The organism is Kineosporia corallincola (genome assembly GCF_018499875.1).
GTDB lineage: Bacteria > Actinomycetota > Actinomycetes > Actinomycetales > Kineosporiaceae > Kineosporia > Kineosporia corallincola.
On sequence record NZ_JAHBAY010000001.1, the window covers coordinates 555,515 to 571,258 of the forward strand.

Consider the following 15,744-nt stretch of genomic DNA (forward strand, 5'->3'; position numbering starts at 1 on the left):
CCGCCCAGGGTGGTGTCAAAAATCCATAGGCGTCCCCGCCCTCGACGCGACGCCCCGCCGGCACCTGCCACCATGGACGACGTGATTGCCCGGTGAATCCGTCGACCGCCCTGGCCACCGTCCTCGTCGATGCCCTGGCCCGGCTCGGCGTCCGGCACGTCGTGCTCTGCCCCGGCAGCCGGTCGGCCCCCCTCGCCTACGCCCTGGCCGAGGCCGCCGACGCGGGCACGATCGACCTGCACGTCCGCATCGACGAGCGCACCGCCGCCTTCCTGGCCCTCGGGCTGTCGCGCGGGGCCGGGCTCGCCGCGGGGGAGACCCCGGCACCCGCCGCCGTCGTCACCACCTCCGGCACGGCCGTGGCCAACCTGCACCCGGCGGTGCTGGAGGCGGCGCACTCCGGCGTCCCCCTGCTCGTGCTGTCCGCCGACCGGCCGCACGAGCTGCGCGGCACCGGAGCCAGCCAGACCACCGACCAGGTCAAGATTTTCGGGTCGGCCGTGCGCTGGTTCGGCGAGATCCCGGCTCCGGTCACGATGCTGGAGGCGCAGTTCGCGGAATGGCGCAACGTCGCCTCCCGCGCCGTGGCCGCCTCACGTGGGCTGATCGGCGGGGCTCCCGGGCCGGTGCAACTCAACCTCGGATTCGCCGATCCGCTGACCCCGGACGGGCACGACGGGCCGGGCGGGCGGAACGAGCACGGGGAAACCGGTCTCACCCGGATCGCCGTCGCCGCGCCGCCCGCTCCGGTGATCATCGAGAGCGGGCCTCGCACGGTGGTTCTCGCCGGGGACGGGGCGGGGCCGCAGGCCGCCGCGCTGGCCGGGCGGGCGGGGTGGCCGCTGCTGGCCGAGCCGTCCTCCGGGGTCCGCGGCTCCGCGACCGTCGCGCCCTACCGCATGCTGCTCGGCAGCCCGCTCGGCGAGAAGATCGAGCGGGTCGTGGTTTTCGGTCGCCCGACGCTGTCGAGGCCGGTCACCCGGTTGCTCTCGGACGGGCGGGCCGAGGTGGTCGTGGTGTCGCCGCGCCCGGACTGGAGCGATGCCGGCCGCAAGGCCTCGCTGGTCGTGCCCGCCGTGGATGTTCCCGAGGATCACCGGGTCGACGAAACCTGGCTCTCCGAGTGGGTTTCCGCCGGGGACCAGGCTGAGAAGGCGATCGGCGCCGTGCTCGACGAGGAGGGCCGGATCACCGGGCAGCTGGTCGCTCGCGAGGTCGCCGCCGCCACCCGGCCGGGTGAGCTGCTGGTCTGCGGCTCCAGCAACCCGATCCGCGATCTCGACCTGGTCGGCCGGATCCCGCACGGCGCGGAAATCGTTGCCAACCGAGGACTCGCGGGCATCGACGGGACGATCTCCACGGCCCTGGGGGCGGCGCTGGCGAGCGGCCGCCCGGCCCGGTTGCTGATCGGCGACCTGACCTTTCTGCACGACGCCGGGGCCCTGCTGATCGGCCCGGGCGAACCCCGCCCCGATCTGACGGTCGTGGTGGTCGACGACAACGGCGGCGGCATCTTCGCCAACCTCGAGCACGGCGCCCGGGGTGAGCTGGGCGAAGTGCAGAATCGCCACTACGAAAGAGTTTTCGGAACGCCTCAACGATTCGAGCTGGGGCAGTTGTGCGTGGCCCACGGCATCGCGTACACCAGAATTGTGGACGACGAGGAGCTCCGTCGCGAGCTCACGTCGTCCACTGTTGGAATCAGGGTTCTGCACGTGCCGATCGACCGCACGCGGCACCGCGAGCTGGCGGCCAGGCTCGGCCGCGCCGTGAGGGCTATCGGCTGAGGGCGCCCTTCACCGGCAGCAGCTTGGCCTCGGACTCGGCCAGCTCGGCCTCCGGGTCCGACCCGGCCACGATCCCGCAGCCGGCGAAAAGTCGCAGCTGACGCGGGTTCTCCGGGTCGAACTGGGCGCTGCGCAGGGCGATGCCCCACTCGCCGTCGCCGGTGCCGTCGACCCAGCCGACCGGCCCGGCGTACCGCGCGCGGTCCATCCCCTCGACCGCCTCGATCAGTTTCGCGGCCGCCGACGTGGGCGTGCCGCACACGGCGGCGGAGGGGTGCAGGGCGGCGGCGAGGTCGAGCGAGCTGGCGCCGTCCGCGAGCACCGCCGTCACGTCGGTGGCGAGATGCATGACGTTGGGCAGGTGCAGCACGAACGGCGAGTCGGGCACGTTCGTGGTGGCGCAGTGCGGGGCCAGGGCCTCGGCCACGGAACGCACGGCGTACTCGTGCTCCTCCAGGTCCTTGCTGGAACGGGCCAGCGAGGCGGCCAGGGCCAGGTCCTGCTCGTCGTTGCGGGTGCGCCGGATCGTGCCCGCCAGCACCCGTGAGGTGACCAGGCCGCGCTCCAGCTTGACCAGCATCTCCGGGGTGGCACCGAGCAGGCCGTCCACGCTGAAGGTCCAGCAGTTCGGGTAGCCGTCGGCCAGCCGGGCCAGCATGTCGCGGGGGTCCACGTCGTCGGTGGTGCGGGCCAGCACGTCGCGGGCCAGCACCACCTTCTCCACCTCGCCGGCCTCGATCCGGGCGATCGCCTCGCCGACCGCGGCCTTCCAGTCCTCGCGCGGGCGGGCGCCGTCGGTGAACCGGGTGCCCTCGGGAGCCCGCAGGTCACGCTCGTGCTGGGCCAGGGTGACCGGGGCGGGCAGGGCACCGTCGGCGCTGATCGTGGTGAGCCACCAGGTGTCGCCGCGATGACCGACCACCACCTCGGGCACCACCAGCACACTGCCGGCCGGGGAGGTCGGCGAGAAGGCGAACGAGCCGAACGCCACCGGCCCGGTGCCGGGCATCCGCACCTCGTCGCGGACCACGGCCCGGGCCATCACGTCGGCCCAGGCCCGGGTGGCCGAGTCGAAGCGGGACTCGCCCCCGCCGTTCACCCGCATCGCCTCGCCCCAGCCGACCAGTCCCTCACCGTGACGCACCCAGGCCAGGCCCGGACCGGGTGGCAGCAGGGTGAGCAGGGGGCCGGGATCGGAGATCGCCACGGTGCGCGCGATCAGGGGTGCCAGGGCAGGGGCAGTGGTCATGATGGGTTCCAGATTAGGAGCGCTTTCGGCCCGGTCCGTTGCCGGGTCCCACCGGCGAATCCGGTGCAACCGGCAAATCCGCAGGTGATCAAGGCCGTGGCCTGCGCGGCAGAGGAACACTGTGAACTCGCGCACGATGCCCCCGAACGGGCTGCCGGGGCCGGCGCATGGGAGCATCGGGGGCATGTCCCGCGCTGGTCTGGAGAAGACGCCACATGAGGTGGCGAGCATGTTCGACGGTGTCGCAGCTCGCTACGACCTGACCAACACCGTGCTGGCGATGCGCCAGGACCTGCGCTGGCGGAAGCTGGTGGCCGAGGCGCTCGATCTGAGGGCCGGGCAGACCGTGCTCGACCTGGCCGCGGGCACCGGCACCTCCAGCGAGCCGTTCGCCGACGCCGGGGTGCACACCGTGCCCTGCGACTTCTCGCTGGGCATGCTCCGGGTGGGCAAGAAGCGCCGTGAAGACCTGCCCTTCGTCGCCGGTGACGCCACGAAGCTGCCCTTCGCCGACGCGTCGTTCGACGCCGTCACGATCTCGTTCGGCCTGCGCAACGTGGTCGACCCGGACGCCGCCCTGGCCGAGATGCGCCGCGTCACCCGGCCCGGCGGCAAACTGGTGGTCTGCGAGTTCTCGCACCCCACCTGGTCGCCCTGGCGGGTGGTCTACACCGAGTACCTGATGCGGGCCCTGCCCGCCGTCGCCCGCGTGGTCAGCTCGAACCCGGACGCCTACATCTACCTGGCCGAGTCCATCCGGGCCTGGCCCGACCAGCGCGGCCTGGCCGCCAAGCTGTACCGGGCCGGCTGGTCCGACGTGGCCCACCGCAACCTCTCGGGCGGAATCGTGGCCCTGCACCGCGCCGTGCGCTGACCTCCTCGCGTCGACCGCGCTCCTCGAACCCGGCCGGGTTCGAGGAGCGCGGTCGTGGTTTTGGCTCCGGGACGACGCAAGGGCTCCCGCCGGCCTTCGGGCCACCGGCCCTTCGCGTCCAGGCGTCCGGCCCGTTCGCGCTGTCTCACTACAGGCCCTCCTGCCGGTCCCGGTCGCCGGGTGGTTGGCCCCCTTCAGGACCTTGGACCGGGGTGAGTGCGGGACTGTTGGAAATAGCAAGTGCCGCGCCGTGGCAAAATGAAATGTTCGACGAACGGTCTTCATTGAATATTTTTGCAGTCTCATGGATCTTTGGCCGCTTGTCTCCCATCAGAAACGCAGGACATACCCCGAACTTGTATTGACATGGAGTGTCAAAACAAAATCAGACGCCCAAAAACCGTCGTCGGCCGAAATGGCACTCGGTGACGAAAGCAAGGGCCAAGGTCCCGGGGTGTCGCGTCAGTGGTCCCATGAATTAGCGACGGATTTTGTCACGTTATTCACCACCGCTGCGCGAGGGTCACGAAAAACGTTATCCGACAAGGATATTCAATATCGAATTACGTGACTGAAATGGTTCGTAAAACCCCAGGTCAGTGCCGGTGTGAACGCCGGGGCAATGTCGCACCCCGCAAGTCGGATGCGTTCTGTTCTGGTCGTATGCTGTGCACGTGAATCACTTCACAAGCGGGTTCAGCCTGTCCTCGAGGTGGAGTACGGAAGTCCCCTCGGTGAATCGCGACGGCGCGGCACACCCTGCGCCTGCCGAAAATGTGCGGGCCCCTAGGATGGGCGCGGCCCGGGCTGCTCGTCGGTTACCGGGACGTTCAATGGTGACGAAGTCGGGAGGGCTGCTGCCGTGAACCCTTACGTTCCGATCCTGGCTCTGATGGCCATTGCCGCGGGGTTCGCCGGATTCTCCCTGGTCGCCACATCTCTGTCCGGCCCCAAGCGCTACAACCGCGCCAAGCTCGACGCGTACGAGTGCGGCATCGAGCCGACGCCGCACGCCGCGGGTGGTGGCCGGTTCCCGGTCAAGTACTACCTGGTGGCGATGCTGTTCATCGTCTTCGACATCGAGAGCGTCTTCCTGCTGCCGTTCGCGGTCGCCTTCGACACGCTCGGCGTCTTCGCGCTGGTCGAGATGGTGCTGTTCGTGATCACCGTCTTCATCGCCTACGCCTACGTGTGGCGTCGCGGCGGCCTGGAGTGGGACTGACCTTCCCCCGAGGGCGTAGGGATTAAGAGGGAAATCTGATGGGTATCGAAGAGAAGCTCCCCAGCGGTTTCATGCTGACCTCGGTCGAGATGCTCGCCGGCTACATGCGCAAGGCGTCGCCCTGGGCGGCTTCCTTCGGCCTGGCCTGCTGCGCGATCGAGATGATGACCAGCGGTGGACCGCGCTACGACCTCGGCCGCTTCGGCATGGAGGTCTTCCGGGCCTCGCCGCGCCAGGCCGACCTGATGATCGTGGCGGGCCGGGTGAGCCAGAAGATGGCCCCCGTCGTCCGTCAGGTCTACGACCAGATGACCGAGCCGAAATGGGTTCTGTCGATGGGCGTCTGCGCGTCCTCGGGCGGCATGTTCAACAACTACGCGATCGTCCAGGGCGTCGACCACATCGTTCCGGTCGACATCTACCTGCCCGGTTGCCCGCCCCGCCCGGAAATGCTGATCAACGCGATCATCGAGCTGCACCAGCAGATCCAGAGCATGCCGCTGGGCGTCAACCGGGAGAAGGCCGCCAGGGCCGCCGAAGAGGCTGCGCTGAAGGCCGTTCCGACCTCCCAGATGAAGGGCCTGCTGCGGTGACCGACGGCATCGAAGAACCCGGTGAGCTGGCCGTCCACGCCACCGACGGCCCCGACGTCGTCACCACCCGGCACGGCATGTTCGGCAACCGGGACTCGGGTGACACCTCGGGTTTCGGCGGTCTGGTGCGCACCGTCGCCCTGCCCACCGCCACGCCCCGCCCCTACGGCGGCTGGTTCGACGCGGTGGCCGACACCCTGGCCGAGGCGCTGGCCGCGGCGGGCACCGACCCGCAGGCCGCGATCGGCTCGGTGGTCGTGGACCGCTCCGAGATCACCTTCCACGTGCGGCGCGAGCACATCCGGGCCGTGGCCAAGATCCTGCGTGACGAGCCCGACCTGCGGTTCGAGCTGTTCTCCGGGGTCAGCGGCGTGCACTACCCCGACAGCACGGGCCGCGAGCTGCGCGCCGTCTACCACCTCACCTCGATCACCCACACCCGCCGGGTACGTCTCGAGGTGTCGGTGCCCGACGCCGACCCGCACATCCCGTCGATCGTCGGCATCTACCCCAGCGCCAACTGGCACGAGCGGGAGACCTGGGACTTCTTCGGCCTGATCTTCGACGGCCACCCGGCGCTCACCCGGATCCAGATGCCCGACGACTGGCCGGGGCACCCCCAGCGCAAGGACTATCCGCTCGGCGGCATCCCGGTGGAGTACAAGGGCGCCACCATCCCGCCGCCGGACACGAGGAGGTCGTACAACTGATGGCCGAATCCACTATCGGCGTGGACACCGAAGAGGCCGAAGAGGGCAAGGTCTTCAACTCCTCCGGCGGCGACTGGGCCGACATCGCCGAGGAGGCGGTGAGTCTCGGCGAGGAACGCATCGTCGTGAACATGGGCCCCCAGCACCCGTCCACCCACGGCGTGCTCCGGCTGATCCTCGAGATCGACGGCGAGACGGTGACCGAGGCCCGCTGCGGCATCGGCTACCTGCACACCGGCATCGAGAAGAACATGGAGTTCCGGTCCTGGACGCAGGGGGTCACCTTCTGCACGCGGATGGACTACCTGTCCCCGCTGTACCAGGAGGCCGCGTACTGCCTGGGCGTCGAGAAGCTGCTCGGCATCACCGACGACGTGCCCGAGCGGGCCAGCGTCATCCGGGTGCTGCTGATGGAGCTCAACCGGATCAGCTCGCACCTGGTCGCGCTGGGCACCGGTGGCATGGAGATCGGCGCCCTGACCGTGATGACCATCGGGTTCCGCGAGCGTGAGGTGGTGCTGCACCTGCTGGAGCTGATCACCGGCCTGCGGATGAACCACGCCTTCATCCGGCCCGGCGGTCTGGCGCAAGACCTGCCCCCCGGCGCGATCGACCGGATCCGCGAGGACATCCCGCTGCTGCGCAAGGGCATCTCCGACATCGAGAAGCTCTCGAACGAGAACCCTTTGGTGAAGGCGCGTCTGCAAGACGTGGGGCACCTCGACCTGACCGGCTGCATGGCCCTCGGCGTCACCGGCCCGATCCTGCGCTCCACCGGTTTCCCGCACGACCTGCGCAAGACCGAGCCGTACTGCGGCTACGAGACCTACGACTTCGACGTCCAGACCTGGGACACCTCGGACGCCTACGGGCGGATGCGGATCCGGATCAACGAGATGAAGGAGTCGCTCAAGATCATCGAGCAGACCCTCGACCGGCTCCAGGAGCTGGGACCCGGTCCGGTGATGATCGGCGACAAGAAGATCGCCTGGCCGGCCCAGCTGGCCATCGGCGGTGACGGGATGGGCAACAGCCTGGACCACATCAAGGAGATCATGGGCACCTCGATGGAGGCCCTGATCCACCACTTCAAGCTGGTCACCGAGGGCTTCCGGGTCCCGGCCGGCCAGGTGTACCAGGCCGTCGAGTCGCCCCGCGGCGAGCTCGCCGTGCACCTGGTCTCGGACGGCGGAACCCGGCCCTACCGGGCGCATTTCCGCGACCCGTCGTTCCACAATCTTCAGGCGATGGCGGCGTTGAGTGAGGGCGGGCAGGTGGCCGACGTGATCGTGGCCGTGGCATCGATCGATCCGGTGATGGGCGGGTGCGACCGCTGATGGCACTCTCCACCGAGGCCGTCGAGCGGCTCACCGCCGAGGCCGGGCAGATCATCGCCCGTTACCCGCAGCCGCGCAGCGCTCTGCTGCCGATGCTGCACCTGATGCAGAGCGAGGAGGGCTACGTCAGCCCGGACGGGATCGCGCTGTGTGCGGGCCTTCTCGGGCTGAGTACCGCCGAGGTGTCCGCCGTCGCGACCTTCTACACGCAGTACAAGCGGCACCCCAACGGTGAGTACACGGTCGGGGTCTGCACCAACACGCTGTGCGCGGTCATGGGTGGCGACGCCATCTTCGACTCGCTGGAGGAACACCTCGGGGTCGGTCACGACGAGACCACCGACGACGGCAAGATCACGCTCGAGCGCATCGAGTGCAACGCGGCCTGCGACTTCGCCCCGGTGATGATGGTGAACTGGGAGTTCTTCGACAACCAGACGCCGTCCTCGGCCCGTGGGGTCTGCGACCGGCTGCGCGCGGGCGAGCCGGTGGCCCCCAGCCGCGGGCCGAACCAGGTGCCCACCTTCAAAGAGGTCTCGCACGTGCTGGCCGGGTTCAACGACGGCCGGGCGAACGAGGGTGTCGCCGCCGGCGGGCCCTCCCTGCGGGGCACCCTGCTGGCCGCCGAGAAGGGCTGGGCGGCACCAGAATCCGAACAGGGGACGACGAAGACTGCCGCCCCCGTGGCCGAGGCCGCCGCCGACGTGCAGGCACGCGGCGCCAAGACCAGTGGCTCGGACGCCCCCGCCGTCGACCCGTCGACCAGGGAGCGTGCGGGCACCCAGGCCGGCAAGCCCCCGGGCGAGGCGACCCAGGGCGAGAACGACCCCGGCACCGGCACCGAGACGAAGGGCTGAGGTTCCGATGGCTGAAACCGATCGCACGCCGGTCACTCTCACCCCGGTGCTGTCGAAGCACTGGAACGAGCCCGAGGCCTGGACGCTGGCGAGCTACGAGCGCAACGGCGGCTACGGCGCGCTGCGCCGGGCCCTGGCCATGGAGCCCGGCGACGTCGTCACCGCGGTCAAGGACTCCGGTCTGCGCGGCCGGGGCGGCGCGGGCTTCCCGACCGGCCTGAAGTGGAGCTTCCTGCCCAAGCCGGACGGTCTGCCGCGCTACCTGGTGATCAACGCCGACGAGTCGGAACCGGGTACCTGTAAAGACATTCCGCTGATGATGGCCACGCCGCAGTACCTGATCGAGGGCGCGATCATCACCAGCCACGCGATCGGCGCCGAGCGCGCGTTCATCTACCTGCGCGGCGAGGTGGTGCACGTGTACCGCCGTCTGCTCCAGGCCGTCGAGGAGGCGCGCGCCGCGGGCTATCTCGGTGAGAACGTGCTGGGCTCGGGCAAGAACTTCGACATCGTGGTGCACGCCGGGGCCGGCGCCTACATCTGCGGTGAGGAGACGGCCCTGCTGGACTCGCTGGAGGGCCGGCGCGGCCAGCCCCGGCTGAAGCCGCCGTTCCCCGCCGTGGCCGGGCTGTACGCCCGCCCCACCGTGGTGAACAACGTGGAGTCCATCGCCAGCGTGCCCAGCATCATCGACAACGGCGCGTCCTGGTTCACCGGCATGGGCACCGCGAAGAGTGCCGGTTTCGGCTTCTTCTCGCTCTCCGGCCACGTGAAGAACCCCGGCCAGTACGAGGCTCCGCTCGGCATCACGCTGCGCGAGCTGATCGACATGGCCGGCGGCATCCGCGAGGGTCACGAGCTGAAGTTCTGGACGCCGGGTGGCTCGTCCACGCCGATGTTCACGGCCGAACAGCTCGACGTACCGCTGGATTTCGAGTCCACCGCGGGCGCCGGATCGATGCTCGGCACCCGGGCGCTCCAGATCTTCGACGAGACGGTCTGCGTGGTGCGGGCGGTGCTGCGCTGGACCGAGTTCTACGCGCACGAGTCCTGCGGCAAGTGCACGCCCTGCCGCGAGGGCACCTACTGGCTGGTGCAGGTGCTGCGCCAGCTGGAGAACGGCCAGGGCAAGCCGGAAGACCTGGACCGTCTGCTGGACATCTGCGACAACATCCTGGGCCGCGCGTTCTGCGCCCTGGGTGACGGCGCGACCAGCCCGATCAGCTCGTCCGTGAAGTCCTTCCGGGCCGAGTACCTGCGCCACCTGGACGAGGGCGGCTGTCCCTTCGACCCGGTGAAGTCCACGCTCTTCGCTGGAGTGAACGCCTGATGACTGTCACTGAGCCCTCGAAGGCGGCTGTCGAGCTGGTCACCCTGACCATCGACGGGATCGAGACCAGCGTGCCCAAGGGCACCCTGCTGATCCGTGCCGCCGAAGAACTGGGCATCGCGATCCCGAGGTTCTGCGACCACCCCCTGCTGGCCCCGGCCGGCGCCTGCCGGCAGTGCCTGGTCGAGGTCGCCATGCCGGACCGGGAGGGGAACGTGCGGCCGATGCCCAAGCCGCAGGCCTCCTGCACGATGACGGCCACCCCCGGGATGGTGGTGAAGACCCAGCTGACCTCGCCGGTCTCCGAGAAGGCCCAGCGCGGGGTGATGGAGCTGCTGCTCATCAACCACCCGCTGGACTGCCCGGTCTGCGACAAGGGCGGCGAGTGCCCGCTCCAGAACCAGGCTCTCGCCAACGGCCAGGCCGACAGTCGGTTCACCGAGGTGAAGCGCACCTTCCCGAAGCCGATCCGGATCTCCACGCAGGTCCTGCTCGACCGCGAGCGCTGCATCCTGTGCCAGCGCTGCACCCGGTTCTCCAAGGAGATCGCCGGTGACCCGTTCATCGACCTCCAGATGCGCGGCGCGCACCAGCAGATCGGGACGTTCTCGCCGGGCGTGCTGAACTTCCACGTCGACCTGCCCGACCCGGTGGTGCGCACCAGCGAGGAGCTGGAGCCGACGGTCGAGACGGCCACCCAGGGCGCCCCGGTCGACGAGTCCCGGGGCGCCACCCGCGATCACGCGACCGGAACCTACGCCGCCGACAACATCACCACCTCCGGTGCTGCGATGCTGGACGAGTCCGGCCAGCCGTTCGCCAGCTACTTCTCCGGCAACACCATCCAGATCTGCCCGGTCGGCGCGCTGACCGGCGCGGCCTACCGGTTCCGGGCCCGGCCGTTCGACCTGGTCTCCACCAAGGGCGTGTGCGAGCACTGCGCCGGTGGCTGCGCGCTGCGCGTCGACCACCGCCGGGGCAAGGTCACCCGCCGTCTGGCCGCCGAGGACCCGGCGGTGAACGAGGAGTGGAACTGCGACAAGGGCCGCTGGGCGTTCAACTGGGCCACCGGCGCCGACCGTCTCACCCACCCGCTGGTCCGCGACCCGGACAGCGGTGAGCTGGAGCCGGTCTCCTGGCCGTACGCGCTCCAGGTGGCCGCGGCCGGTCTGCTCAAGGCCCGGGACGCCGGTGGCGTCGGGGTGCTGCCCGGCGGCCGGCTGACCGTCGAAGACGCCTACGCCTACGCCAAGTTCGCCCGGGTGGTGCTGCGCACCAACGACATCGACTTCCGCGCCCGAGCGCACTCGGCCGAGGAGGAGGCCTTCCTCGGCCACGCCGTGGCCGGCACCGGTCTGGGCGTCACCTTCGCCGCGGTCGAGGCCGCGCCGTCGGTGCTGCTGGCCGGTCTGGAGGCCGAGGAGGAGGCCGCGAGCCTGTTCCTGCGCCTGCGCAAGTCGGTGCTGAAGGGCCGCAAGAAGGTCTACTCGATCGCCCCCTGGTCCAGCCGCGGCCTGATCAAGCTGTCCGGCACGCTGATCCAGACGCTGCCCGGCCAGGAGGCCGTCGCGCTGGGCACCCCGGCCGCCGCCGAGGCGGTGGCCGAGCCCGGCTCGATCATCCTGGTCGGCCCGCGCCTGACCGAGTCGCCCGGCGCGTACCAGGCCGCCCTGGCCCTGGCCGCGAGCTCCGGGGCCCGGCTGGCCTGGGTCCCGCGCCGCTCCGGCGAGCGCGGCGCGGTGGAGGCCGGTGCGCTGCCCGGCCTGCTGCCCGGTGGCCGGCCGGTCTCCGACCCGGCCGCCCGCGTCGACATCGCCGCCGCCTGGGACGTCGACAGCCTGCCCACCGAGCCCGGCCGGGACACCACCCGGATCCTCGACGACGCCGCCGCCGGAACGCTTTCCGGTCTGCTGGTGGGCTCCGTGGACCCGGACGACCTGCCCGACCCGGCCGCCGCGCGCGCCGCCCTCGAACAGGCGTCCTTCGTGGTCAGCCTGGAGGTCCGGGCCAGCGCCGTGACGGCCTACGCGGACGTCGTCCTCCCGGTGGCCCCGCCGGCCGAGAAGGGCGGCACGTTCCTGAACTGGGAGGGACGCCGCCGGGAGTTCCCGCAGGCGCTCACCTCCGACGCCCTCAGCGACGGCGAGGTGCTCGACAGCCTGGCCACCGAGACCGGGGCGCGGCTCGGCCTGCGCGGCGAGTTCGCCGGCACCGCCGAGCTGACCCAGCTCGGCGCCTGGGAGGGTGCCCGGCCCGCCCAGCCCGAGGCGCACGTCGTGGAACCCGTTGACAGCACGCTGCTCTCGACCTGGTCGATGCTGCTCGACCGGGGCCGGTTGCAGGACGGGGAGCCCTACCTGGCCGGCACGGCGCACCGTGCGGTGGCCCGGATGTCGCCCGCCACCGTTGCCGAGCTCGGCCTGAAACCGGGCTCCACGGGCACGGTGACGGTGTTCAACGACCGTGGGGAGATCACCTTGCCGCTCGCCGTCACCCCGATGCCCGACGGCGTCGTCTGGCTGCCGAGCAACTCCCCGGGCAGCCCGGTGCGGGCCCGGCTCGCGGCCGGCAACGGCGCCGCGGTCTCGGTCCGGCTCGCGAGCGACACGCTGATGGGAGCCTGACCGATGTTCTACGCCGAGAACCCGGTCGCCGACTTCTCGCAGGACAACGGCTGGGTCATCGCCCTGAAGGCGGTGCTGCTGTTCGTCATCGCGGTGGTCGCGACCCTGCTGATGATCTGGGCCGAGCGCCGGGTGGTCGGCCGCATGCAGTCGCGGCCGGGCCCGAACCGCAACGGGCCGTTCGGTCTGCTTCAGTCGCTGGCCGACGGCGTGAAACTGGCGCTGAAGGAAGACATCATCCCGGCCGCGGCCGACAAGATCGTCTTCATCATCGCGCCGGCCATCTCCGCCATCGCCTGTTTCACCTCGTTCGCGGTGATCCCGTTCGGGCCGCAGGCCCGGATCCCGTTCACCGACATCGTCACCCCGCTCCAGCTCACCGACATGAACGTGGCGGTGCTGTTCATCCTCGCGGTGGCCGGTGTCGGTGTGTACGGCATCGTGCTGGCCGGCTGGTCGTCGAACTCCACCTACCCGCTGCTGGGCGGGGTGCGCTCCTCGGCCCAGGTGATCTCCTACGAGATCGCCATGGGCCTGGCGCTGGTCAGCGTGTTCCTCTACAGCGGCTCGATGTCGACCTCGGCGATCGTCGACGCGCAGCAGTCGATCTGGTGGTGCCTGCCGCTGCTGCCGTCGTTCGTCATCTACGTGATCGCGATGGTCGGCGAGACCAACCGGGCACCGTTCGACCTGCCCGAGGCGGAGGGCGAGCTGGTCGGTGGTTTCCACACCGAGTACAGCTCGCTGAAGTTCGCCCTGTTCTTCCTCGCCGAGTACGTCAACATGGTCACCGTCTCGATGCTGGCGACCACGCTGTTCCTCGGCGGGTGGCGCGCCCCGTGGCCGATCTCGCTGTGGGACGACGCGAACACCGGCTACTACCCGGTGATCTGGTTCTTCGCCAAGACCTGCCTGTTCCTGTTCCTCTACATCTGGCTGCGCGGCACCCTGCCCCGGTTGCGCTACGACCAGTTCATGCGCTTCGGCTGGAAGATCCTGATCCCCGCCGCGCTGGTCTGGACGATGGCCGTCGCGGTGGTGCGGGCCATGGACCAGTTCGGCGACATCGGCCGCCGCGACCGGGTGATGATCCTGGTCGGCGTGGTGCTGGTGCTCGCCCTGGTCTGGGGTGCGGTCGAGGCGCTGCGGCCGAAACCGGTCGAGGAGACGCCGGTCGACCCGGAGGTGCCGGTGGACCCGTTCGCGGGTGGTTTCCCGGTGCCGGCCATGCCCGGCCAGAAACTGGTCCGCACCAACGGTCAGACGCCGAAAACCACCGAAACACCTGCACTGGAGGAGGTCCGCGGTGGCTGACCGCGAAACTAACGAGGGCGAAGAGGGCGGCTGGCTCTCGGCCTTCGCCCCCATCGCCGGGTTCGGTGTCACCTTCTCGACGATGTTCACGAAGGTGGTCACCGAGGAGTACCCGGAGGTGAAAACCCCGACCGCTCCCCGGTTCCACGGTCGTCACCAGCTGAACCGGCACCCGGACGGTCTGGAGAAGTGCGTCGGCTGCGAGCTGTGCGCCTGGGCCTGTCCCGCCGACGCGATCTACGTGGAGGGCGCGGACAACACCGAGGAGGAACGCTTCTCGCCCGGTGAGCGCTACGGCCGCGTGTACCAGATCAACTACCTGCGCTGCATTCTCTGCGGACTGTGCATCGAGGCCTGCCCCACCCGGGCGCTGACGATGACGAACGACTACGAGCAGCTGAAGGGCAAGACCCGGGCGGGCCTGATCTTCGAGAAGCAGGACCTGCTGGCCCCGATACTCGGCGGGATGATCGCGGCGCCGCACCCGATGGTGCCCGGCACCACCGAGAAGGACTACTACCAGGGCAAGGTCACGCAGGCCGTGCCCGAGCAGCAGGACTGGGTCGACGCCCGCACCGGCGACGACGAGAGCGTGGAGGAGGTGTCCCGGTGACCTCCTCGCTCCTGCTCGCGGCCACCGACGGCGCCGCCGACTTCGGTGGCACCGGCGAGAACTGGCTGTTCTGGATCATCGCGATCATCACCGTGCCGGCCGCGCTCGGCCTGATCTTCGTGCGCAAGGCGGTGCACGCCGCGCTCTGCATGGCGCTGGTGATGGTCTGCCTCGGCATCGTCTACCTGGCGCTCCAGGCCCCGTTCCTGGGCATGGTGCAGATCTTCGTCTACGCCGGCGCCGTGATGATGCTGTTCCTCTTCCTGCTGATGCTGGTCGGCGTCGACTCCTCGGACTCGCTGGTCGAGACGATCAAGGGGCAGCGCTGGCTGGCCCTGGTCTTCGGTCTCGCCCTGGCGGTGCTGATGATCTCGGTGATCGGCCAGGTCAGCTACGGCGGCGCCAAGGGCCTGAACGACATCGACACGGCCGGCAACATGACGAAGATGGCCGAGCTGATCTTCGGCCAGTACGTCTGGGCCTTCGAGGCCACCAGCGCCCTGTTGATCACCGCCGTGCTCGGCGCGATGGTGCTGGCGCACCGCGAGCGGCTCACCCCGAAGCCGACGCAGAAGACGCTGGCGGCACAGCGGATCAAGGACGGCCCGATCAAGGCCCCGCTGCCCTCGCCCGGGGTGTTCGCCCGGCACAACGCGGTCGACATCCCGGCCCTGCTGCCCGACGGCAGCCCGTCCGAGCTGTCGGTCTCCCGCGTGCTCACCGCCCGTGGCCAGAACCGTTCCGTGCTCACGGTTTCCGAGGACGTCACGATCATCGAGGCGGAGATCAGCCCGAACGCCCAGAACCAGAGCGACGCCCAGGGGCACCCGCTGCGCGGTGCCGGCAACCCGGGTGTGAACAGTGCCGACGTCGCCGACGTCGACCGGGCGGCCGAGGTCGCCGAGGACGAGGTCGAAGGGAGCCGGGCATGAACCAGATCCACTGGCTCTACCTCTCGGTGCTGCTGTTCTCGATCGGTTCCGTCACCGTGCTGGTGCGGCGCAACGCGATCGTGGTGTTCATGGGCGTCGAGCTCATGCTCAACGCCGCCAACCTGGCCTTCGTCACCTTCGCCCGGATCAACGGCACCATCGAGGGCCAGGTGATCGCGCTGTTCGTGATGCTCGTCGCGGCGGCCGAGGTCGTGGTCGGGCTGGCGATCATCTTCACCATCTTCCGCACCCGCAGGTCCGCGTCGGTCGACGACGCCAACCTGCTGAAGTACTGAGAGGCC

Annotated in this window: 14 protein-coding genes; 13 read left to right on the top strand and 1 reads right to left on the bottom strand. The window is 70.0% G+C overall.

Annotated elements, in window-relative coordinates; genetic code table 11:
• The first annotated feature begins 92 nt into the window (after nt 1–92).
• Nucleotides 93–1,787 (top strand): 2-succinyl-5-enolpyruvyl-6-hydroxy-3-cyclohexene-1-carboxylic-acid synthase, encoded by a 1,695-nt coding sequence (gene menD / locus KIH74_RS02440; protein ID WP_214153952.1) that lies wholly within the window; start codon nt 93–95, stop codon nt 1,785–1,787.
• On the opposite strand, the gene KIH74_RS02445 is transcribed toward menD, so the two are convergent.
• Complete coding sequence (locus tag KIH74_RS02445; protein ID WP_214153953.1) at nt 1,777–3,036, bottom strand: isochorismate synthase; 1,260 nt, start codon at nt 3,034–3,036, stop codon at nt 1,777–1,779. The genes menD and KIH74_RS02445 overlap by 11 nt on opposite strands.
• Before the next feature lie 184 nt (nt 3,037–3,220).
• Here KIH74_RS02445 and KIH74_RS02450 point away from each other — a divergent pair, with 184 nt between their 5' ends.
• The 12 genes from KIH74_RS02450 to nuoK all read left to right on the top strand — a co-directional run bounded on the left by KIH74_RS02450 (nt 3,221) and on the right by nuoK (nt 15,738).
• Nucleotides 3,221–3,910 (top strand): demethylmenaquinone methyltransferase, encoded by a 690-nt coding sequence (locus tag KIH74_RS02450; RefSeq protein ID WP_214153955.1) that lies wholly within the window; start codon nt 3,221–3,223, stop codon nt 3,908–3,910.
• Nucleotides 3,911–4,772: 862 nt separating this feature from the next.
• On the top strand, nt 4,773–5,132 hold the full coding sequence (locus tag KIH74_RS02455; protein WP_214153957.1) for an NADH-quinone oxidoreductase subunit A: 360 nt from the start codon (nt 4,773–4,775) through the stop codon (nt 5,130–5,132).
• A 38-nt stretch (nt 5,133–5,170) separates the two neighbouring features.
• Nucleotides 5,171–5,725, top strand: a complete 555-nt coding sequence (locus KIH74_RS02460; RefSeq protein ID WP_214153959.1) for a NuoB/complex I 20 kDa subunit family protein — start codon at nt 5,171–5,173, stop codon at nt 5,723–5,725.
• A complete protein-coding gene (locus tag KIH74_RS02465; protein ID WP_308113526.1) occupies nt 5,722–6,435 on the top strand; it encodes an NADH-quinone oxidoreductase subunit C in 714 nt (237 codons plus the stop codon). The genes KIH74_RS02460 and KIH74_RS02465 overlap by 4 nt, the downstream gene beginning before the upstream one ends.
• Nucleotides 6,435–7,772: an NADH-quinone oxidoreductase subunit D gene (locus tag KIH74_RS02470; RefSeq protein WP_214153960.1), complete on the top strand. Its 1,338-nt coding sequence runs from the start codon at nt 6,435–6,437 to the stop codon at nt 7,770–7,772. The genes KIH74_RS02465 and KIH74_RS02470 overlap by 1 nt, the downstream gene beginning before the upstream one ends.
• On the top strand, nt 7,772–8,629 hold the full coding sequence (nuoE, locus tag KIH74_RS02475; protein ID WP_214153962.1) for an NADH-quinone oxidoreductase subunit NuoE: 858 nt from the start codon (nt 7,772–7,774) through the stop codon (nt 8,627–8,629). Before KIH74_RS02470 ends, nuoE begins: the two co-directional genes overlap by 1 nt.
• 7 nt (nt 8,630–8,636) lie before the next feature.
• Nucleotides 8,637–9,959 (top strand): NADH-quinone oxidoreductase subunit NuoF, encoded by a 1,323-nt coding sequence (gene nuoF, locus KIH74_RS02480; protein WP_214153964.1) that lies wholly within the window; start codon nt 8,637–8,639, stop codon nt 9,957–9,959.
• Nucleotides 9,959–12,583, top strand: a complete 2,625-nt coding sequence (locus KIH74_RS02485; RefSeq protein ID WP_214153965.1) for an NADH-quinone oxidoreductase subunit G — start codon at nt 9,959–9,961, stop codon at nt 12,581–12,583. The genes nuoF and KIH74_RS02485 overlap by 1 nt, the downstream gene beginning before the upstream one ends.
• Before the next feature lie 3 nt (nt 12,584–12,586).
• Complete coding sequence (gene nuoH, locus KIH74_RS02490) at nt 12,587–13,897, top strand: NADH-quinone oxidoreductase subunit NuoH (protein WP_214153968.1); 1,311 nt, start codon at nt 12,587–12,589, stop codon at nt 13,895–13,897.
• Nucleotides 13,890–14,510 carry an NADH-quinone oxidoreductase subunit NuoI gene (gene nuoI / locus KIH74_RS02495; RefSeq protein ID WP_308113529.1) on the top strand — a complete coding sequence of 207 codons (621 nt, stop codon included), beginning with the start codon at nt 13,890–13,892 and terminating at the stop codon, nt 14,508–14,510. Before nuoH ends, nuoI begins: the two co-directional genes overlap by 8 nt.
• On the top strand, nt 14,507–15,442 hold the full coding sequence (locus KIH74_RS02500; RefSeq protein ID WP_214153970.1) for an NADH-quinone oxidoreductase subunit J: 936 nt from the start codon (nt 14,507–14,509) through the stop codon (nt 15,440–15,442). The genes nuoI and KIH74_RS02500 overlap by 4 nt, the downstream gene beginning before the upstream one ends.
• Complete coding sequence (nuoK, locus tag KIH74_RS02505) at nt 15,439–15,738, top strand: NADH-quinone oxidoreductase subunit NuoK (protein WP_214153972.1); 300 nt, start codon at nt 15,439–15,441, stop codon at nt 15,736–15,738. The genes KIH74_RS02500 and nuoK overlap by 4 nt, the downstream gene beginning before the upstream one ends.
• The last annotated feature ends 6 nt before the right edge of the window (nt 15,739–15,744 follow it).